This is a genomic window from Streptomyces sp. SID13031, from assembly GCF_010548305.1.
GTDB lineage: Bacteria > Actinomycetota > Actinomycetes > Propionibacteriales > Kribbellaceae > Kribbella.
The window spans coordinates 100,589-116,460 of the sequence record NZ_JAAGLV010000004.1 but is presented as its reverse complement, the minus strand read 5'-3'; the positions used below and the strand labels follow the sequence as shown (position 1 = coordinate 116,460).

Sequence of the window (15,872 nt, the reverse complement as noted above, 5' to 3'; positions counted from 1 at the left end):
GTTTGAGGCACGCTTCTTGTACCTGCCCGGGCCTTCTTGGAATTTCCTGTCGGCAGCCTGTCGGATCCGGATCGAACCGTTCGTAGCAGGAGTGTTGGGCCGGAGACCGGCCTCCGAGACGAGGAGTGGTGAGATGACGCTGTACCTGATCTCGTTCGAAGAAGGTTCGATGGACTTCCCTGCCGAGGACATGCCGGACGTGGCCAGAGCCGCCGTCGCGGTGCGCAAGGAGGCCGCGGAGGCCGGTGTCTTCGTGTTCTCCGGTGGGCTGGACTACGACGTGGAGGCCTTCCAGGTGGACGCGGGCGGGGTGGTCACCGACGGCCCCTACCCGGAGAGTAAGGAACTCATCGGCGGCTTGATGATCGTCGATGTGCCTACCCGCGAGGCGGCGGCAGAATGGGCCGCCAAGGTCGCCACCGCCTGCCGCTGTGCCCAAGACGTCCGCCTGTTCCGGTCCGCCCCGCCGTCAAGCCCGCGCTGACCCAGTACTTACGTGGTGGTCAGCCCATGGTTTTCTGGCCGTCGATTGTTTCCCGGATGATGTCGGCGTGGCCGGCGTGCTGGGCGGTTTCGGCTGTGATGTGGAGGAAGACGCGACGGACCGTCCAGAAGACGCCCGGGGGCTGCCACGGGGCGGCCGGGAGTTCGTAGGTGGTGTCGAGGTCGAGGGTCCGGACCAGCTCGTCGGTGGCGGCTGCGACCTTCTCGTACTCCGCCAGTACGCCGGCCAGCGTCTCGCCCTCGGCCAGGCGGAACTGGTTCTCCCACTGGGCGATCCGCTCCGGGGTGTACTCGATTTCCTCGGGTACTTCCTGGCCGCCACCGGCCCGCGCGAAATCGGCCCAACTCCGCTCGACCTCGGCAACGTGCTTGATCAGGCCGCCGATCGTCAGCGCGCTGACGGTACTGCGGGTGTTCGCCTGCTCGTCGGAGAGCCCGTCGGCGGTGTGCCGCAGGAAGTACCGGTGTTTGGTGAGGAAGTCGACGATGTCGGCCCGCTCACCGGTCACGATCTGCTCGTTCGTTGTCATGCCTTCACTCTAGAAGGCAAAGCGGACAGCTTCTGACCTCTACTTGGAGCGGTTTGGGCCAGACCTCCAGCACATCCGCCAGTTCCTCGACGGCGTTCCCGGGGTCGGCGGTCAGGAACTCGTCGACCTCGGGCTCCTTCGCCTTAGACATGAAGCTCAGACCTGAAGCTCAGGCGGGAAGCCCGTCCAGCGTAGGTCCTTCGGCAGGTGGCGCATGTCGTTGTAGACAAGGATCGAGGCGGGCCGACCCGGGGCGTACCGAAGTACTGTCAGCGCGGCGTTGCAGTGGTTGAGGGTGAGCCAGCGCCACCCCGCAGCGCCCACGGCCTGGCAGACGAGATAGCCGGCCAGGAAGTTGTGAGTGACCAGCAGTTCGTGGCGATCGTCCGCGCCGTCGACCGGGCCGGTGAAGAGCTCAAGAGCCTTGAGGGCAAGGACGGGGCCTTCATCAAGCTCATCAGGTGTGAACTGCGCAAGGACGTTGAGCACGAAATCGGCATACTCGGCCGGCACTTCGCCCTGCTTCGGCGCAGCAGGGAGGTAGTCGCCGGCAGCTTCTGATACCTCCAGCGCAACCGCCGCCTGCAGCTGCTCGCCAATCACCTGAGCCGTCTGCACCGCGCGAGGCAACGGGCTGTGATGGAACGCCGAAAGCGGCACGTCCCGAAGCCGTCGCCCAAGCAACTCCGCCTGGCGACGCCCATTCGCCGACAGCCCGCTCTGGTCGGGCAACGCCTGACCGTGCCGGGCGAGGTACAGGTAACGAGTAGCAGTACCGGACATTTCCGGCCTCCTCCGCCTAGTAGCCGGGTTGGCCCTTGGATCCTCACACAACCGAACGCTTGGGGCTTCTACTGGATTTGGCCGTCCTGGAGGTGGACTACGCGGTCGCAGCGGGCTGCGACGTCTCGTTCGTGGGTGGCGATGACTACTGTCATGCCTCGTTCGTCGCGGAGTTTCAGTAGCAGGTCGATGATCTCCTCGGTGCGGGCCGAGTCGAGGTTGCCGGTCGGTTCGTCGGCTAGCAGCAATCGTGGCCCGCCGACGAGAGCGCGGGCGATCGCCACCCGCTGCTGTTGCCCGCCCGACAACTGCGACGGCAACGCAGTACACCGATCGCCGATCCCCACCACCTCGAGCAGTTCCCGCGCCCGGGCCCGCTTGTCGAAGTCGACCCGGAACGGGAGCAGCGGCGCTGCCACATTGTCCTCCGCCGTCAGCGCAGGCAGCAGGTGATAGCGCTGGAAGACAAACCCAACAGACCGCCGGTACGCCGCCAGCCCGCGCCGGTTGAGCGTCGTGACCTCGGACCCGTCGACTAGCACCGACCCACTGTCGGCATGCTCGATCGCCCCGATCAAGTGCAGCAACGTCGACTTCCCCGACCCACTCGGCCCGGTCAACGCCACTGCACTGCCAGGCTCGATCCGCACCGACACCCCATCGACGGCAACCAACCGGTTGGATGCCGGCCCGAACGCCTTGACGAGGTCGCTGACCTCCACCACGGAACCACCCGTCACAGCGCTCACTCCTCAGCCAGCAGAGCGGCCAACGGAAGCCGCCGCAGTAATAGAGCCGGTACGACCGCACACAACCCGGCCAGCAACGTCGCGCCAACAGCTGTCAACAACGCAACGACAACCAACCCCGCCGTGATCCCACCCACGAAGAACCCGATCCCCGCCATTCCCAGCGCAGCACCGCTGATCGCTCCAAGAGCGCCGATCCCGAGGCCTTCGTAGACGACCAGCCGCAACAACGCGTTGTCGGTCCACCCGGCAGCCCACAACGCCGCGATCTCCCCCGCCCGCTCGCGCACATTGAGATAGAGAACGTCAGCGACAGCAACGACTCCCAGCAACACCGTTGCCCCGGTCGCTATCAAGTCCACCGGCCTGACCTGCAAAGTCACCGCGTCCCCGAGCATCGACCCGACAACTTGGTTGCGATAAACAACAAGCACCGCCGCCAGCAACGTCACCGCGGCCACCCCCACGGTCAAAGCCAGAACCCCAAGCAGAGCACGCGTTGGGACACGAGCCAGATTCCCCAACGCAGTACCGAAGACGGTCCGATGATGCCGACTACGACGTACCGACCGTACCGCCGGTACGACGGCCTCAGCCGGAGTCGCCCGGATCGCAGACAGCGTGGGCAGAGCCGCCGCAACCAACGCCAGCCCAAGCCCGATCGGCACCGCCAACGCAGCCCGCCACCACGGCACCGCCAGCCCAGCCAACTGCGCCAACGGAGTCGAGATCGAAGCAGCAAGAAGCCCACCGGCCGCCCCGACCAACGCCACCTCCCCCAGCAACCCGACAGCAAGCCGCCCAGGAGGCCAGCCGAGACAAGTCAGTACTGCGAGCTCTCGCCGCCGCGACCGGGCCGACGCAGCCACCGCATTGCCAAGAAAAACAGCACATTCCGCCAGAATCAGCACGGAAAGCAGCAAGCTCTTCCGATCCGCCGCAGCCATGATCGTCACAGCGACCCCCTTCCGCGACCACTTCTCAACCAGCGAGAGCTCCGGCCGCCCGTACTTCCCAGCCGGCAACGTCACGGCCTGCAGCGACGGCGACGAGCCGATCGTGATGTCGACGTCGAGCCCAGTGGCGGCAGCGATGTCGGCCGCGACCCCACGGACCCGCTCCTGGCTGATCGCATCCATCCCGGTGACGCCGGACACCCGAACCCGGATGGCGCTGAGCGGAGCAGACGAGTCGGCCAGTGGCAGCCGGTCGAGCGCCGCGAGGTTGGTCAGGATCAGCGGCGGCGTGGACAGATACCCAGTGGGACTGCTGGTCGGCAGCAACGACCGGCCACCGAGCAACTGGCGGGAGCGATCATCCGCACCGTCGAGCCCCGGCGCCTGGTACGTCTCCAGCGGCACCGTCGACAGCGGCGAGAAGCCGCGCAAACGCCCCGGATCGAAGCGACCGACCATCTCGCCCACGGGCAGGGAAGTACCGGACAAATCCCCCGAAGTGGTCGGTCCGAGCGGCCGGAATCCGGTGTCGAACACGAACGCCGGTGGCTGGTCGAAGTAGCCGCTGTCAGTCGACCCCCGCCAGACGTCCGGGCTGATCGCGGCCGGTTGGGGTATCAGCCGGCCGGTCGAGCCCAGCTGGTACGACGGTGGGCCCGGCCGGTACAGCACACCAAGACTCGCCTGCGTGCGACTCAGGTCAGGCACGGAGCTCGACCGAATCGGCGCGCCGACCGGCGTACCGGGCGTACGGCCGAGGAGCGGCAGCGCGTCGACGTACTCGTGGCCGACCAGTGCGGCCTGTGCGCCCGGTGCGAGCCGCTCGATCACGATCTGGACCTGCTCGTCGACGTACGACTTGTCGGCCATCATCGTCGGCACGCTCAGGTAGCGATCGTCATAACCGTCTTCGGAATGGTTCACCCCGGCGACCACTGGCTGGTCTCCCGCCGACAGGTACCGGCCGCCGATCATCGCCTGATCGAGCCCGACCAGCTTGGCCTCGGCCGGCGGATCGATCGCCGCGGCCTGAATCATCACCTTCCAACTGACCTTCACCACCAACCGCTTGATGGTGGTCCGCGGCACGGCGAGCACATCGGAGTACCGGCCGTCCGTGGACCGCTGCCAGATCATCAGCCCGGTCCGCTCCCGCTTGGTCGTGCCGTTCGCATCGGGGTCCAGCGTCCACGCGCACAGCGGGGTCTGCCGGCCGGCCGCAGAGACCTCGAGAACGCTGGAACTGCAGTTGAAGAAGGGGTCTCGACGCAGTGCCGTGCCGTTGGCGTAGACAGGTCCGGGCGGCTGCAGTCCGACGATGATCTTCGCGTTGTACAAGGCGTTGCGGCTGAGATAGACGTACTGCGGCGCGTCGTCGATCACCGTCAGCCCACGGTCCGCGAGCCACGTCGGAGTGAGCCGGAAGACCTGCTGCTGCGCCGACGGATCGACCTGGTCGGTGAGATCCACCGACTGCTCCACTGTGGCGTAGGTGAAGCCGAGCATCGCGATCGGCGCCGCGATCTCGACGCTCCGCACCGCCCGCACCTGATCGAGCTGCGCCGTCGTGATCCCGCCGTACATACCGGACAGATAGTTCGGCCGGACCAGATTGCGTTGCTGCTCAAGCTCAGAGCGAGCACCCTTCGGCCGGACCAGTACGTCGTACGCCGACCGGTAGTTGGCCTCCACCGTCCCCGTGGTCCGCAACTGCGACGTCTCCGCAGCCCCGCTGAGCACGACGAACCCACTCGTCGCCGCCACCACCGCGACCAGCAATGCGACCGTACGCCGAAGTCGCCCCCGCAACTGCGCAAGCACGAACCCGAACATCACGCAGGTCCTGTCATCGAGATCCCCACCAGCGCCTCCCCAGCCAGCCCTCGCCCACTTCGCATCATCCCGCCCGACCGGGTCATGCCTACACCAGAGCCAGAGATGGGAAAGCCCGTCGCAGGGCGGCGAAGAAGAGTTGCGGCCGGCCGAAGCCGTAGGTGTGGGCGCCGATCCTGATCGTGTCGACCGCCGCCACCAGCGGATCATCGGCGGACGCAGCGAGGATCGCGGGGAACGCCATCGACTGCTGATGGAAGTTGTCGCTGTGCCCATCGACGGTCGTGATCGTGGTACTCACGATCCGGCGGTCGGACCACAGCCGTTCCCACGCACCAGGCGACTCGTGGAAGCTCGCGGGCAACTCCTCGCCGCTGTCCATCGCGTCCAGAGCGGAAGCGATCCAGTCGATCTCCGCCAACCGGGCCTCGGCGAGGGTACGGCGCGCCGCCCAGCGTGCGATCGCTCGCTGCGTGGCGCCGTCCAGCTGATCGACCGCATCCAGCAGCGGACGGTCGAGCTCGGCCACCTCGATCGCTCGCCAGGAGAGCTCACGGAGGCGATCGCTTGGCAGCCGCCCGCCCCAGTTCTCCGTCTCGACCGCCAGCAGCGCTTCGGCCTCCCTGCGCTCACGTTCGACCTCTGCTCGCCGTTCTTCCTCGGCGCGCTGCCGTTCGGACTCAGCTCGTTCCTCGGCGGTGGGCGGCGGCGGTTGCGTCTTGGCGAAGTCGTGCCAGTACGCCGCCTGCGCGCTGGTCTGCCGTACGACGCGATCCGGCGCCCGCGGGGCCGGCCAGAACTGCACTAGATACCGCTCGCCATCCATCGGCCCGGCGGATTGTTCGCTGGCCTCCATCCCCCAAGCGGAGTACCGAACCCGATAGTCGATGAGCTCCAAGTCAAGCGGCCAATACCCATGACCGCCCCAGCCGTTGAGCGCAGTCGGCCCCTCCGGCCGGTATGACGCCTCGACGACCTCCTCCCACTCCTCATCCACCGGCGGCTCGTCGTCGTGCAACTCGACCGTGAAGCCGACCTCCCCGGTGTGCAGACCGGTGATCAACCACAGCCGGCCGCCGATCGCTGCACCGCACAACCCGTTCTGCTGACCGCCGAAGCATTCGTGCAGATCGGCCCAGGTCTCCGTGCTCTCGACATAGATCTGCGCATACGAAACCCATGCCGGGCCCGTCATCAACGTCCGCACATCGCCTCCCCCGCAAGCCAAACCCGCATCATCCCGCCCAGCCCGGGCCAGTACTACGGGTCGCCCGCAGCTTGCAGCAACCTGCAACCGTCCGAGTGGCTGAGCCTCCGTATCTGTGCCAGGCTCGATCAACAGTTGCTCCACGGAGGTGGTCGGTGTGTCTTCGGATCTCCCCGACGTACCGCGACCGGAAGCCGACGACCGCCCGCCGCTCGACGAGGACGGCAACCCCGTACCACCGCCAGGACTCCCTTGGGATCCGCCGGGCGCCACCGTCCACCGCCGTACCGTCACGAACCCCGACGGAACCGTCAGCGAAGAGGTCACCCTCACCTACGAGTGACCCCCTGGCTCCGTGCCACTAGCTGGCTTGTGGGGTGGTCAGCGCGGCGAGCAGGCCTGGGAAGGCTTCGTCGAGGTCCGTGCGGCGGAGGGTGTTGAGGCGAGAGGTGCCGACGTAGTACTGACGGATCAGACCCGCCTCGCGGAGGACCTTGAAGTGATGCGTGGCGGTGGATTTGTGCACCGCCAGCTCGAAGTCGCCGCACTTGATATCGCGCTCCGCGGCGTCGAGTTGCTGGACGATGCTCCGGCGGACCGGGTCGACGAGCGCCTCCAGCACCTGCTGGAGCTCGAACTCGGACACCTCGGGATGCTGCGGCACACGTGCCATGGACGAAATAGTACGACACCCATCATAGTTTGACAGTAATCAAACTTCAGGATTGAGTGAGCCCATGGCGATGACCGTGCGGTTCCAGGAAACAGGCGGCCCCGGCGTACTACGACTGGACGACCTCGAGCCAGGCGATCCGGGCCCGGGCGAGGTGCTGCTCCGCATCGACGCGATCGGCCTCAACCGCGCGGACGTGCTTTTCCGCAGCGGTCAGTACATCGAGCCGGTCAAGCAGTTCCCGGCCGGCCTCGGCAGCGAGGCCGCCGGCGTGATCGAGGCACTCGGCCCCGGCGTCACCGCCTTCACCGTCGGCCAACCGGTCAGCGTCATCCCGAACTTCTCTCAGAACGACTACCCCCAGTACGCCGAACGCGCGCTGGCGCCGGTGACCGCGCTGGTCCCCCGCCCCGAGCCGGTCGACGCCGTGGCGGGCGCCGCGGTGTGGATGCCCTACCTGACGGCGTACGGCGCGATGGTCGAGATCGGCCGCGGCCGCGCGGGTGATGTCGTGGCGATCAACGCGGCGTCGAGCAGCGTCGGGCTGGCGGCAATCCATACAACCAACCGGTTGGGGGCAACGCCGATCGCCATCACCCGCACCCGCGCCAAGCGGCAGCGGCTGCTCGATGAGGGCGCGGCCGAGGTGATCGTCTCGACCGAAGAGGACGTCGCCGGACGCATCCTGTCGCTGACGAGCGGGCGCGGCGCGGAGTACGTGTTCGATGCCGTCGCCGGCCCGGGAGTGGTCGAGCTGGCTCGAGCGGTCGCCGCCGACGGAACCCACTTCCTCTGGGGCGCCGCCAGCGGCCAGCCGACGCCGTACCCGGGGTTCGAGCTGGGGATGCCCGCTCTCAACCTCCGCACCTACTCGGTCCAGGAGATCAGCCGAAACCCGGAGCGGCTACGGCGGGCCATCGCCTTCGTCAGCAGCGGCCTGCGCACCGGCGCCTTCCGGCCGACCGTCGACCGCGTCTTCGACCTCGAAGACATCATCCAGGCCCACGAACACCTCGAATCCAACACCCACTTCGGCAAAATCGTCGTCGCCACCTCCCGCTGACAGCCGGTCAGGACGCCAGGCGGTCGGGTGAGAGGTTCAGCCTGCGGAGCAGTTGCGCATTGAGGGCGACCACGATCGTCGACAGCGACATCAGTACCGCGCCCGCCGCGGGCGACAACACGATCCCGGCGAAGGCCAGTACGCCGGCCGCCAGCGGTACCGCGATGACGTTGTAGCCCGTCGCCCAGACCAGGTTCTGCCACATCTTGCGATAGCTGGCCTTCGACAGGTCGATCACCGACAACACCGCCCGCGGGTCGTCCGCAGCGAGCACCACTCCGGCCGACTCGATCGCCACGTCCGTACCAGCGCCGATCGCGATCCCGACCTCGGCACGAGCCAGCGCCGGCGCATCGTTCACGCCGTCGCCGACCATCGCCACCCGCAGCCCGCGCGCCTGCAACTCGGCCACCTTGGCGTCCTTGTCGTGCGGCAGCACCTCGGCGAACACCTCGTCGATCCCCAACTCGGCCGCCACCGCCGCGGCCACCTGATGCGCGTCACCGGTGATCATCGCGACCTTCACCCCACGCTGGTGGAGCGCATCGACAGCCTGCCGCGACTCGTGCCGAACCTCGTCCTCCAACGCGATCGCGCCGAGAACCTGACCGTCACGAACCACTTGCAACACCGCGGCACCCCGGTCCTTCCACTCCTGGACAGCACCCTCCAACTCGCCAGGAACCTGTACGCCGGTCTCACGGAGCAAGGCGGGCCCGCCAACCGACACGTGCACCCCATCGATCTCAGCCTCGACTCCACGGCCGGTCAGCGACCTGAAACCGGAAGCCTTCAGCCGCTGCGCGCCGGCCTCGTCGGCCGCCCGCACGATCGCCTTGGCCAGCGGGTGCTCGCTGTCCGACTCGACGGCCGCCGCGATTGCCAGCAACTCGTTGTCGGCAACGGAAACCGCCGCGACGCCGGTGACAGCCGGCTCACCCTTCGTCAGCGTGCCGGTCTTGTCGAACAAGACGATGTCGATCGTCCGCATCCGCTCGAGCGCCAACCGGTTCTTCACCAGTACGCCGGCCTTGGCGGCGCGCTCGGTGGAGATCGCGATCACCAACGGGATGGCGAGCCCGAGGGCATGCGGGCAGGCGATCACCAGCACGGTGACGGTCCTGGTCACCGCATCGTCCAGCTTGCCCAGCAGGCTCCAGACCAGGAAGGTGATGACGCCCGCGGAGGAAGCGAAGTAGAACAGGAACGCGGCGGCGCGATCGGCCAGCGCCTGCGCTCGCGATGACGACGCTTGCGCTTCGGCGACGAGGCGCTGGATCCCTGCCAGGGCGGTGTTCTCGCCGACTGCAGTGACCTGTACGCGCAAGGCGCTGTCGGTTGCGACGGTACCGGCGACGACCTGGTCGCCGACGGCGCGTAGTACCGGGCGGGACTCGCCGGTGATCATCGACTCGTCGACCTCGGACTGACCATCGACCACCTGACCGTCGGCGGGGACGCGACCGCCTGAGCGGACCAGTACGACGTCACCTTCGGAGAGGTTGCTCAGGGCAACCTCGACCACGCCGTCGGCGGTAACCTTCTCGGCCGTGTCGGGCAGCAGGGCGGCCAGCGCGTCGAGCGCACCGGAGGCGGCGCCGAGCGCGCGCATCTCCAGCCAGTGCCCGAGCAGCATGATCACGATCAGCAGCGCGAGCTCCCACCAGAAGTCCAGGTCGAACCCGCCGATCCCGAGCGTCGTCACCCACGAGGCCACGAACGCGACCGTGATCGCCATCGAGATCAGCAGCATCATCCCCGGCCGGCGACTCTTGAGCTCACTCCAGCCGCCCCGCAGGAAGGGCTGCCCGCCGTACAGGAAGATCACTGTGCCGATGACCGGCGCGATCAGGCTCGATCCCGCGAACTCCGGCGGCTGGTAGCCGAGCAGATCCGCGAACATCTCACTGAAGAACACCACCGGCACGGCCAGCCCCGAACTGACCCAGAACCGATCCTTGAACTGCGCCGCATGATCCCCATGCCCATCGTGCTCGTGCTCGCCGGCGTGCACGTCGTGGGTGGTGTGCGGCGCGTGTTGGTCGCTCATTTGTGCCCTCCATCGGTTCCCCAGCGCTTCAACCATACCCCCATGGGGTATGACCCCGGCAACCCGCCCCACCCATTTCCTATTCCCGCTTCCGGAAAGTCGGTGGAGCTCGCCCCCCGATCCAGGGAGACTGAGCGGATGGTCGAGGAAGCGGTCGAGCTGGCCCGCAAGCTGGTCGAGGAGCGTTATCCACAGGCTCGTGCGGCCTGGCTGGGTGGAAGTGTTGCCCGCGGCACCGCGACCGCGACCTCGGACCTCGACATCACCGTCCTGCTCCCCGGGCCGCCGGCACCGCTGCGAGAATCGCTCCAGTACGGCGGCTGGCCGGCCGAGCTCTTCGTGCACACCGAGGAGTCGCTGACCCACTACTGCGAGAAGGACCGCCAACGCCGGCAGCCCTCGATGATGCGCCTGGTCGGCGAGACGATCGTGCTGCTCGACACCGACGGCTCCGGCGCCCGGCTCCAGGAGAGCGGCAAGGCCCAAATCCTGGCCGGCCCGCCGCCGCTCTCACCTCAAGACCTCGCCATGCTCAGGTACAAGGTCTCCGATCTCCTCGAAGACCTGATCGGTGCCGACAGCAACGATGTACGGACCGCCGTCGCCGCCATCCTCTGGCAGGACGCCGCCAACCTCCTGCTGACCGGCGCCCAGCACTGGACCGGCACTGGCAAAGGTCTCCTGCGTGAGCTGATCGAGTACGACGGGACGCACGCCACCAACTACGCAACCGCACTACCCGCCGCTCTGCGCGCGGCCGCTGATGGCAAGCCGGCGGCCATGATCAGCACCGTCGACGCCATCCTCGCGGCGCACGGCGGCCGCCTGTTCGCGGGGTTCCGGTTGTCCGGCGACTAGCCTCGGGATTTCACGTGGCTAGCTGAAGTCGGCGAGCACTTCGTCGATGACGTGCTGGGCGTTGGCGGCGATCCCCGGGTTCGTGTGCCGGTAGTACGGGAGCTGGATCAGCGCCATCGATAGCGCGCGCCCCCGGCCGCGATTCCAGGCGTCATCGTCGACGCCCAGCGCCTCGCGGTAGACCAGACGAGCAGAGGCAGGCAACAGATTCCACGCAGGAATCAGGTCGCACGCCGGATCCCCGACCCCCGCGGTCGCGAAGTCGATCACCGCGGCCAGCCGGCCGCCCTCGTCGAGCAACAGGTTGGAAGGCATCAAATCGCCATGCACCCAGCAAGGCGCAGCCGCCGGTGTCGCCGCCAGCGCAGACTCCCAAGCAGCCAACGCCGTCGCCGTATCGATCGACCCTTCCAGCTGATCAAGAGCCTTCCGAGTCTCCTCATCCTGAGAACCCAAGGCCCCACCCCGGTACGCCGCCGGCCCGCCCGGCAACTCGACAACCCGAAACGCCCGTACGAACCCAGCCAGCTCCTCAGCCAACCCACCAGGCTCCACCACGGCCCCCGCAACCGCGATGTCCCCGTCGATCCACTCCTGCACCGACCACGGCCACGGATACCCGTCCCCCGGCTCCCCCAGCCCGACCGGTACCGGGATCCGCACCGGCACCAACGGCGCGAACCGCGGCAACCACTCGAACTCCTTCTCGATGTCCGACACCCCACCCGCGATCCGCGGCAGCCGTACGGTCAGCGACTCCCCGAGCCGGTACATCGCATTGACGGTCCCGCTCGAGGGAACCTCCGAAACCCCCAACCCGCTCCACTGCGGAAACTGCGCCGCCACCAGCCGCAGTACCAACTGCTCGTCGATCGGCGCCTCGTCCGCATGCATCTTGCCCATGCCCCCATCCAAACCCACCGACGGCGACTCTCAGAACTCGTTTTTCCGCCGAAGCCGCCGAGGGCGACCGTCGGGATCGTAGACATGGTCATACACCGGCCGCGCCCACAACCTCGCCAGCCGTCCCACTCGTACCGGCTCATGCAGCCGCACCTGACCAGCCGGCCGCGGCCCGGTCTCACCACCGTCATGCCACGAGTCCAGCGCCGAGGCAGCAGCCTTCCACTGCTCGAACCCCTCCGCCGGATCGAGATTCGGCTCGCCACCAAGATGCTCGGCCCACAGCTCGGCCCGTACCGACCGCGCCAGCCCGTCGCCGACCACCGCGCACGTCAGCTCGCTGTCGTTGGTCCAGGAGCGCCGGTTGAAGTTGTCCGAACCACACGTGAACCACTCGTCATCCACCACGCACACCTTCGCGTGCACGTAGATCGGCGTACCAGCCGCGTTCTCGAGGTTGTAGACCGCGACCCGATCCGGCGCCACCGACCGCAGCCTGTCCATCGCCTGCAGCTGCCCGTACCGCGCGGGCGGCCCGCTGAACCGCCCGTCGGCATCCGGATACCGCGGCACCACCGCGATCACCCGCAGCTCCGGCGACCGCTCCAACGCCTCACACAACCCCTCGGCCACCACCGACGACCACAGATACTGGTCCTCGAAGTAGATCAACCGCCGCGCCCGCCCGAACGCCTTCTGATACGCCCGCGCCACGCTGTACTCACCCTTCGGTGCGAACGGGAACGCCGGATGCTTGTGCCCGTACGTCCGCAACACCTGTACTTCGTGCCGCCCCGCCTCGGGTGGATCCGGGAACTCCTCGGGCAGCTTGGCCGGATGACGCGGCATCCGCTCCAACCGCTGCACCACCATCCGGTACGGCGTCCGCCGGTCCAGCGGGTTCGGATCGTCCCATCGCTCGACGAAGGTCCGGAGCACTTCCGCGACCACCGGACCGCGCAACTCGAGCACCGCGTCGTGCCAGGGCGCCCGATCCCCGTACCGCGGATCCATCGGCGCCTGCTGCGGATCGCCGAGGTGCTCGGCATCGTCGCGGCGCTGGTGGCTCAGATCGATCCCGCCCACGAACGCGACATCCTTCGCCGGGGCCCCTCGATGGCGGATCACGAAAAGCTTCTGGTGATGCGACGCCAGCCGCCGTACCCGCTGATCAAGCAGCACCTCGGCACCGGCCTCGTTGAGCTCGGTCCCGAGCCGCTGGTTCTCCTGGGCGTTGAACTGGACATGGTGAGAATGCGACCGCCAAAGCAACCCACGGACCTCGACCCCGCTCCTGGCCAGGTCGCAGAGCACCTCGCCGACGGTCGGCCCGTCCTCGAAGAGCCGCTCGTCCGCGTCACCCCGCCAGTCGGTGAAGTACACCCGATCGCCGGCGGTGAGCGCACACAGTTCGTCGTACAGGCGCCGGAAGTAGCCGACGCCGTGCACGATCAGCCTGACCGCATTGCCGCCCGTCCACGCCCTCTCGAGATCGGACGCAGGGTTGCCGCGCTCGGCAGACGTCAGAAACCAGTCACTCACCAGACCCAGGTACCCCGACCAGCCGAATCCGAACTGACGAGCTGAGGCCACTGACCCCGAGGCCACTAAGCGGGAAACTTTCGGTCTCCAGGTGCAAGTTAGTTACCACCCAGCGGCGGCAAGGGTTCGAGGGACCGGTTGTCCACAGCCTGCGCAACGCCATCCGCTCATCTCCGGCACCCTTGGTTGGATGGACTGGTGGTGGCAGCAGGAGCTTGAGGACGAGGGGATCGAGGTCCTGATCCACACGCAGAACCGGATTGTCGGCCGGAGTCAGCTTCTGGCTGCGGCCTGGTCCGAGGCCGACATCCGGCGGCGCCTACGGCGGCGGGCCTGGCAGACGGTCCATCCCGGTGTCTATGCCACCCACACCGGACCGATCGGGTACGACGAACGCCTGCTGGCAGCGCTGCTGTACGCGGGCCCGGATGCAGCCTGGAGCCACTACACCGCGGCCGAGCAATCCGGGCTGATCAAGCGGGACGACCGCCGCCCGGTGTACGTGACCATCCCCCGCGATCGGCGAGTGCGGAGCCGCCCCAACCTGCTGATCCGTCGCGACGCTCACTGGGAGGACCGTCTGGCCGCGGTCATCCCGCCGCGGCGAGAGGCGGCCCACGCAGTACTGGACATCGTCGGGATCTCGGAGACGTCGGACGACGCTGCCGCCACGATCGCGGAAGCTTGCCAGAGCGGGCGGGTCAGTCCAGCCGACATCCTGCTCGCGCTCGACGGGAGAGGCCGGCTGCGCCATCGATCAGTACTGCGGCCGATCCTGGCCGACGTGGCGGCGGGCTCGCATTCACTGCTCGAACTGCGCTACCTGCGCGACGTCGAGCGGCGGCACGGGTTGCCGACCGGAGTACGGCAGCGCCAGGTGGGCCGGGAATTCACCGACGTCGCCTATCCCGAGTACGGGCTGGTGGTCGAGCTCGACGGGCGTCTCCACCTCGCGCCGCAGCATCGACGGCGTGACCTCGACCGCGACAACCGAGCCACCCTGAGAGCCGAGGCCACGCTGCGGTACGGGTGGTTCGACATCACCACCCGCCCATGCGAGGCCGCCGTACAGGTTCTCCAGGTACTTCGCCGCCGCATGCCCGCACTTCCCGCGCACCCCTGCAACGCTCGCCAGTGCTCCTTAGGCGACTAGTGGGAAACTTTTGGTCTCCAGGTGCAAGTTAGTTACCACCCAGGAGCCCCGATAGTCGACCCGGCGACGGGAATGCAGTCGAGGAGGACCTGCTCGGGGGGCCGAGCAGTTGATGAGGTGATCTGGTTGACGAGCAGGCGCACTGCTCGGCGGCCGAGTTCTCGGCGGGGGACGTCGAAGCCACTGAGTTCTGGGTGGTTCTTCGGTTGGCCTAGTACTGCGATCGACAACTCGTCTGGCACCCGGATGCCGTTCAGCGCGGCCAGCAATGCGGTCGACAGGGAGCCCGTGTCGGTCTCCTCGACTACGACGGCGGTCACGCCTTCGTTGCGCCAGCGCTCGACCAAATCGCGAACCTCCGCGTCGGCGGCTCGCGCGACGATCCGGCGTACCGGCAGCTGGGCTGACTCGGCCGCGGTGAGGACGCCGCGCTCGCGGTCGGAGGAGGAGAGCGCATCGTCCATCGAGCGCAAGTAGCGGATCTCGCGGTGCCCCGCCTCGACCAGTCGGTGGATGACGGCAGCTGAGGCGGCGACGTAGTCCACGCCTACGAAGGGGATCCGCCCGTCGAGCTCGTCGCGGCGGCCGATGTAGACGAGGGGGAAGCCGCCGCCGAGCAGCCAGTCGATCGGCTCCTCCGGTACGTGGCGCCCGAAGAACAGGCAGCCGTCGGCGATCCTGGTCCGGCGGATCGCCGTCTTGTCGTCCGCCCGCGCGTCGAGACCGCCGGTACCGGTGAAGAGGATCAGGTCTTGGCCGAGGGCCGCCGCCTCCTCCTCGATGCCGGCCAGGATCGGGTAGTAGAAGTCGTCCACGGCGGTCGGGAACGCGGAGGCGAAGGTGTAGACGCCGATCATGTGATTACGCGCCGACGCCAGCCGCGTGGCGACCGGGTCCGGCACATAGCCGAGCGTCTCCGCCGCCTTCAGCACTCGCCGCCGGGTCGATTCCGACAGCCGCATACCGTCGGTGTTCCCGGACAGAACCAGCGAGACCGTCGTCTGCGAAACCCCCGCAGCGGCGGCGATATCCGCTTGCCGCGGCGCCCTTGCCATCGCTATCACCTTT

General features: G+C 67.8%; 16 protein-coding genes. 5 read left to right on the top strand and 11 right to left on the bottom strand.

The annotated features are described in order from the left end of the window. The first annotated feature begins 133 nt into the window (after positions 1-133). On the top strand, positions 134-484 hold the full coding sequence (locus tag G3I17_RS10290; RefSeq protein ID WP_164595734.1) for a YciI family protein: 351 nt from the start codon (positions 134-136) through the stop codon (positions 482-484). Positions 485-503: 19 nt separating this feature from the next. On the opposite strand, the gene G3I17_RS10285 is transcribed toward G3I17_RS10290, so the two are convergent. From G3I17_RS10285 to G3I17_RS10260, 6 genes are all read right to left on the bottom strand, one after another. Further along, positions 504-1,034, bottom strand: a complete 531-nt coding sequence (locus G3I17_RS10285) for a DinB family protein (RefSeq protein WP_164595733.1) — start codon at positions 1,032-1,034, stop codon at positions 504-506. Positions 1,035-1,038: 4 nt separating this feature from the next. Continuing rightward, positions 1,039-1,185, bottom strand: coding sequence for a hypothetical protein (locus tag G3I17_RS10280; RefSeq protein WP_164595732.1), 147 nt, complete (start codon positions 1,183-1,185; stop codon positions 1,039-1,041). 5 nt (positions 1,186-1,190) lie between these two features. Continuing rightward, positions 1,191-1,817 carry a histidine phosphatase family protein gene (locus tag G3I17_RS10275; protein WP_164595731.1) on the bottom strand — a complete coding sequence of 209 codons (627 nt, stop codon included), beginning with the start codon at positions 1,815-1,817 and terminating at the stop codon, positions 1,191-1,193. A 68-nt stretch (positions 1,818-1,885) separates the two neighbouring features. Next, positions 1,886-2,557, bottom strand: coding sequence for an ABC transporter ATP-binding protein (locus G3I17_RS10270; protein WP_343238257.1), 672 nt, complete (start codon positions 2,555-2,557; stop codon positions 1,886-1,888). A gap of 5 nt (positions 2,558-2,562) precedes the next feature. Further along, a complete protein-coding gene (locus tag G3I17_RS10265; protein ID WP_164595730.1) occupies positions 2,563-5,355 on the bottom strand; it encodes an ABC transporter permease in 2,793 nt (930 codons plus the stop codon). Positions 5,356-5,443: 88 nt separating this feature from the next. Then, positions 5,444-6,550, bottom strand: coding sequence for a hypothetical protein (locus G3I17_RS10260; protein ID WP_203589995.1), 1,107 nt, complete (start codon positions 6,548-6,550; stop codon positions 5,444-5,446). Positions 6,551-6,719: 169 nt separating this feature from the next. Here G3I17_RS10260 and G3I17_RS10255 point away from each other — a divergent pair, with 169 nt between their 5' ends. Further along, positions 6,720-6,905: a hypothetical protein gene (locus G3I17_RS10255; RefSeq protein WP_164595728.1), complete on the top strand. Its 186-nt coding sequence runs from the start codon at positions 6,720-6,722 to the stop codon at positions 6,903-6,905. 18 nt (positions 6,906-6,923) lie between these two features. On the opposite strand, the gene G3I17_RS10250 is transcribed toward G3I17_RS10255, so the two are convergent. Then, positions 6,924-7,235 carry a helix-turn-helix transcriptional regulator gene (locus G3I17_RS10250; RefSeq protein ID WP_164595727.1) on the bottom strand — a complete coding sequence of 104 codons (312 nt, stop codon included), beginning with the start codon at positions 7,233-7,235 and terminating at the stop codon, positions 6,924-6,926. A 64-nt stretch (positions 7,236-7,299) separates the two neighbouring features. Here G3I17_RS10250 and G3I17_RS10245 point away from each other — a divergent pair, with 64 nt between their 5' ends. After that, positions 7,300-8,298, top strand: a complete 999-nt coding sequence (locus tag G3I17_RS10245; protein WP_164595726.1) for a zinc-dependent alcohol dehydrogenase family protein — start codon at positions 7,300-7,302, stop codon at positions 8,296-8,298. Positions 8,299-8,305: 7 nt separating this feature from the next. On the opposite strand, the gene G3I17_RS10240 is transcribed toward G3I17_RS10245, so the two are convergent. Next, a complete protein-coding gene (locus G3I17_RS10240; protein ID WP_164595725.1) occupies positions 8,306-10,348 on the bottom strand; it encodes a copper-translocating P-type ATPase in 2,043 nt (680 codons plus the stop codon). A gap of 138 nt (positions 10,349-10,486) precedes the next feature. On the opposite strand from G3I17_RS10240, the gene G3I17_RS10235 reads away from it, so the two are divergent. Beyond that, positions 10,487-11,206: a nucleotidyltransferase domain-containing protein gene (locus tag G3I17_RS10235; protein WP_164595724.1), complete on the top strand. Its 720-nt coding sequence runs from the start codon at positions 10,487-10,489 to the stop codon at positions 11,204-11,206. Between the two features lie 18 nt (positions 11,207-11,224). Here G3I17_RS10235 and G3I17_RS10230 read toward each other — a convergent pair whose 3' ends face one another. Both G3I17_RS10230 and G3I17_RS10225 read right to left on the bottom strand, forming a co-directional pair. Then, positions 11,225-12,100 (bottom strand): aminoglycoside phosphotransferase family protein, encoded by an 876-nt coding sequence (locus G3I17_RS10230; protein ID WP_164596042.1) that lies wholly within the window; start codon positions 12,098-12,100, stop codon positions 11,225-11,227. A 39-nt stretch (positions 12,101-12,139) separates the two neighbouring features. Further along, positions 12,140-13,651 (bottom strand): phospholipase D-like domain-containing protein, encoded by a 1,512-nt coding sequence (locus tag G3I17_RS10225; RefSeq protein ID WP_164595723.1) that lies wholly within the window; start codon positions 13,649-13,651, stop codon positions 12,140-12,142. Positions 13,652-13,841: 190 nt separating this feature from the next. Between G3I17_RS10225 and G3I17_RS10220 the strand changes: the two genes are divergently transcribed. After that, positions 13,842-14,804, top strand: coding sequence for a hypothetical protein (locus G3I17_RS10220; protein WP_164595722.1), 963 nt, complete (start codon positions 13,842-13,844; stop codon positions 14,802-14,804). A 32-nt stretch (positions 14,805-14,836) separates the two neighbouring features. Here G3I17_RS10220 and G3I17_RS10215 read toward each other — a convergent pair whose 3' ends face one another. After that, positions 14,837-15,859 (bottom strand): LacI family DNA-binding transcriptional regulator, encoded by a 1,023-nt coding sequence (locus G3I17_RS10215; protein ID WP_164595721.1) that lies wholly within the window; start codon positions 15,857-15,859, stop codon positions 14,837-14,839. Positions 15,860-15,872: the final 13 nt, after the last annotated feature.

Bases quoted from the DNA above. Each gene is read 5' to 3' on its own strand.
- G3I17_RS10290 (WP_164595734.1), top strand. From the start codon at position 134: ATGACGCTGTACCTGATCTCGTTCGAAGAAGGTTCGATGGACTTCCCT.
- G3I17_RS10285 (WP_164595733.1), bottom strand. From the start codon at position 1,034: ATGACAACGAACGAGCAGATCGTGACCGGTGAGCGGGCCGACATCGTC.
- G3I17_RS10280 (WP_164595732.1), bottom strand. From the start codon at position 1,185: ATGTCTAAGGCGAAGGAGCCCGAGGTCGACGAGTTCCTGACCGCCGAC.
- G3I17_RS10275 (WP_164595731.1), bottom strand. From the start codon at position 1,817: ATGTCCGGTACTGCTACTCGTTACCTGTACCTCGCCCGGCACGGTCAG.
- G3I17_RS10265 (WP_164595730.1), bottom strand. From the start codon at position 5,355: ATGTTCGGGTTCGTGCTTGCGCAGTTGCGGGGGCGACTTCGGCGTACG.
- G3I17_RS10260 (WP_203589995.1), bottom strand. From the start codon at position 6,550: ATGACGGGCCCGGCATGGGTTTCGTATGCGCAGATCTATGTCGAGAGC.
- G3I17_RS10250 (WP_164595727.1), bottom strand. From the start codon at position 7,235: ATGGCACGTGTGCCGCAGCATCCCGAGGTGTCCGAGTTCGAGCTCCAG.
- G3I17_RS10245 (WP_164595726.1), top strand. From the start codon at position 7,300: ATGGCGATGACCGTGCGGTTCCAGGAAACAGGCGGCCCCGGCGTACTA.
- G3I17_RS10240 (WP_164595725.1), bottom strand. From the start codon at position 10,348: ATGAGCGACCAACACGCGCCGCACACCACCCACGACGTGCACGCCGGC.
- G3I17_RS10235 (WP_164595724.1), top strand. From the start codon at position 10,487: ATGGTCGAGGAAGCGGTCGAGCTGGCCCGCAAGCTGGTCGAGGAGCGT.
- G3I17_RS10230 (WP_164596042.1), bottom strand. From the start codon at position 12,100: ATGCATGCGGACGAGGCGCCGATCGACGAGCAGTTGGTACTGCGGCTG.
- G3I17_RS10220 (WP_164595722.1), top strand. From the start codon at position 13,842: ATGGACTGGTGGTGGCAGCAGGAGCTTGAGGACGAGGGGATCGAGGTC.
- G3I17_RS10215 (WP_164595721.1), bottom strand. From the start codon at position 15,859: ATGGCAAGGGCGCCGCGGCAAGCGGATATCGCCGCCGCTGCGGGGGTT.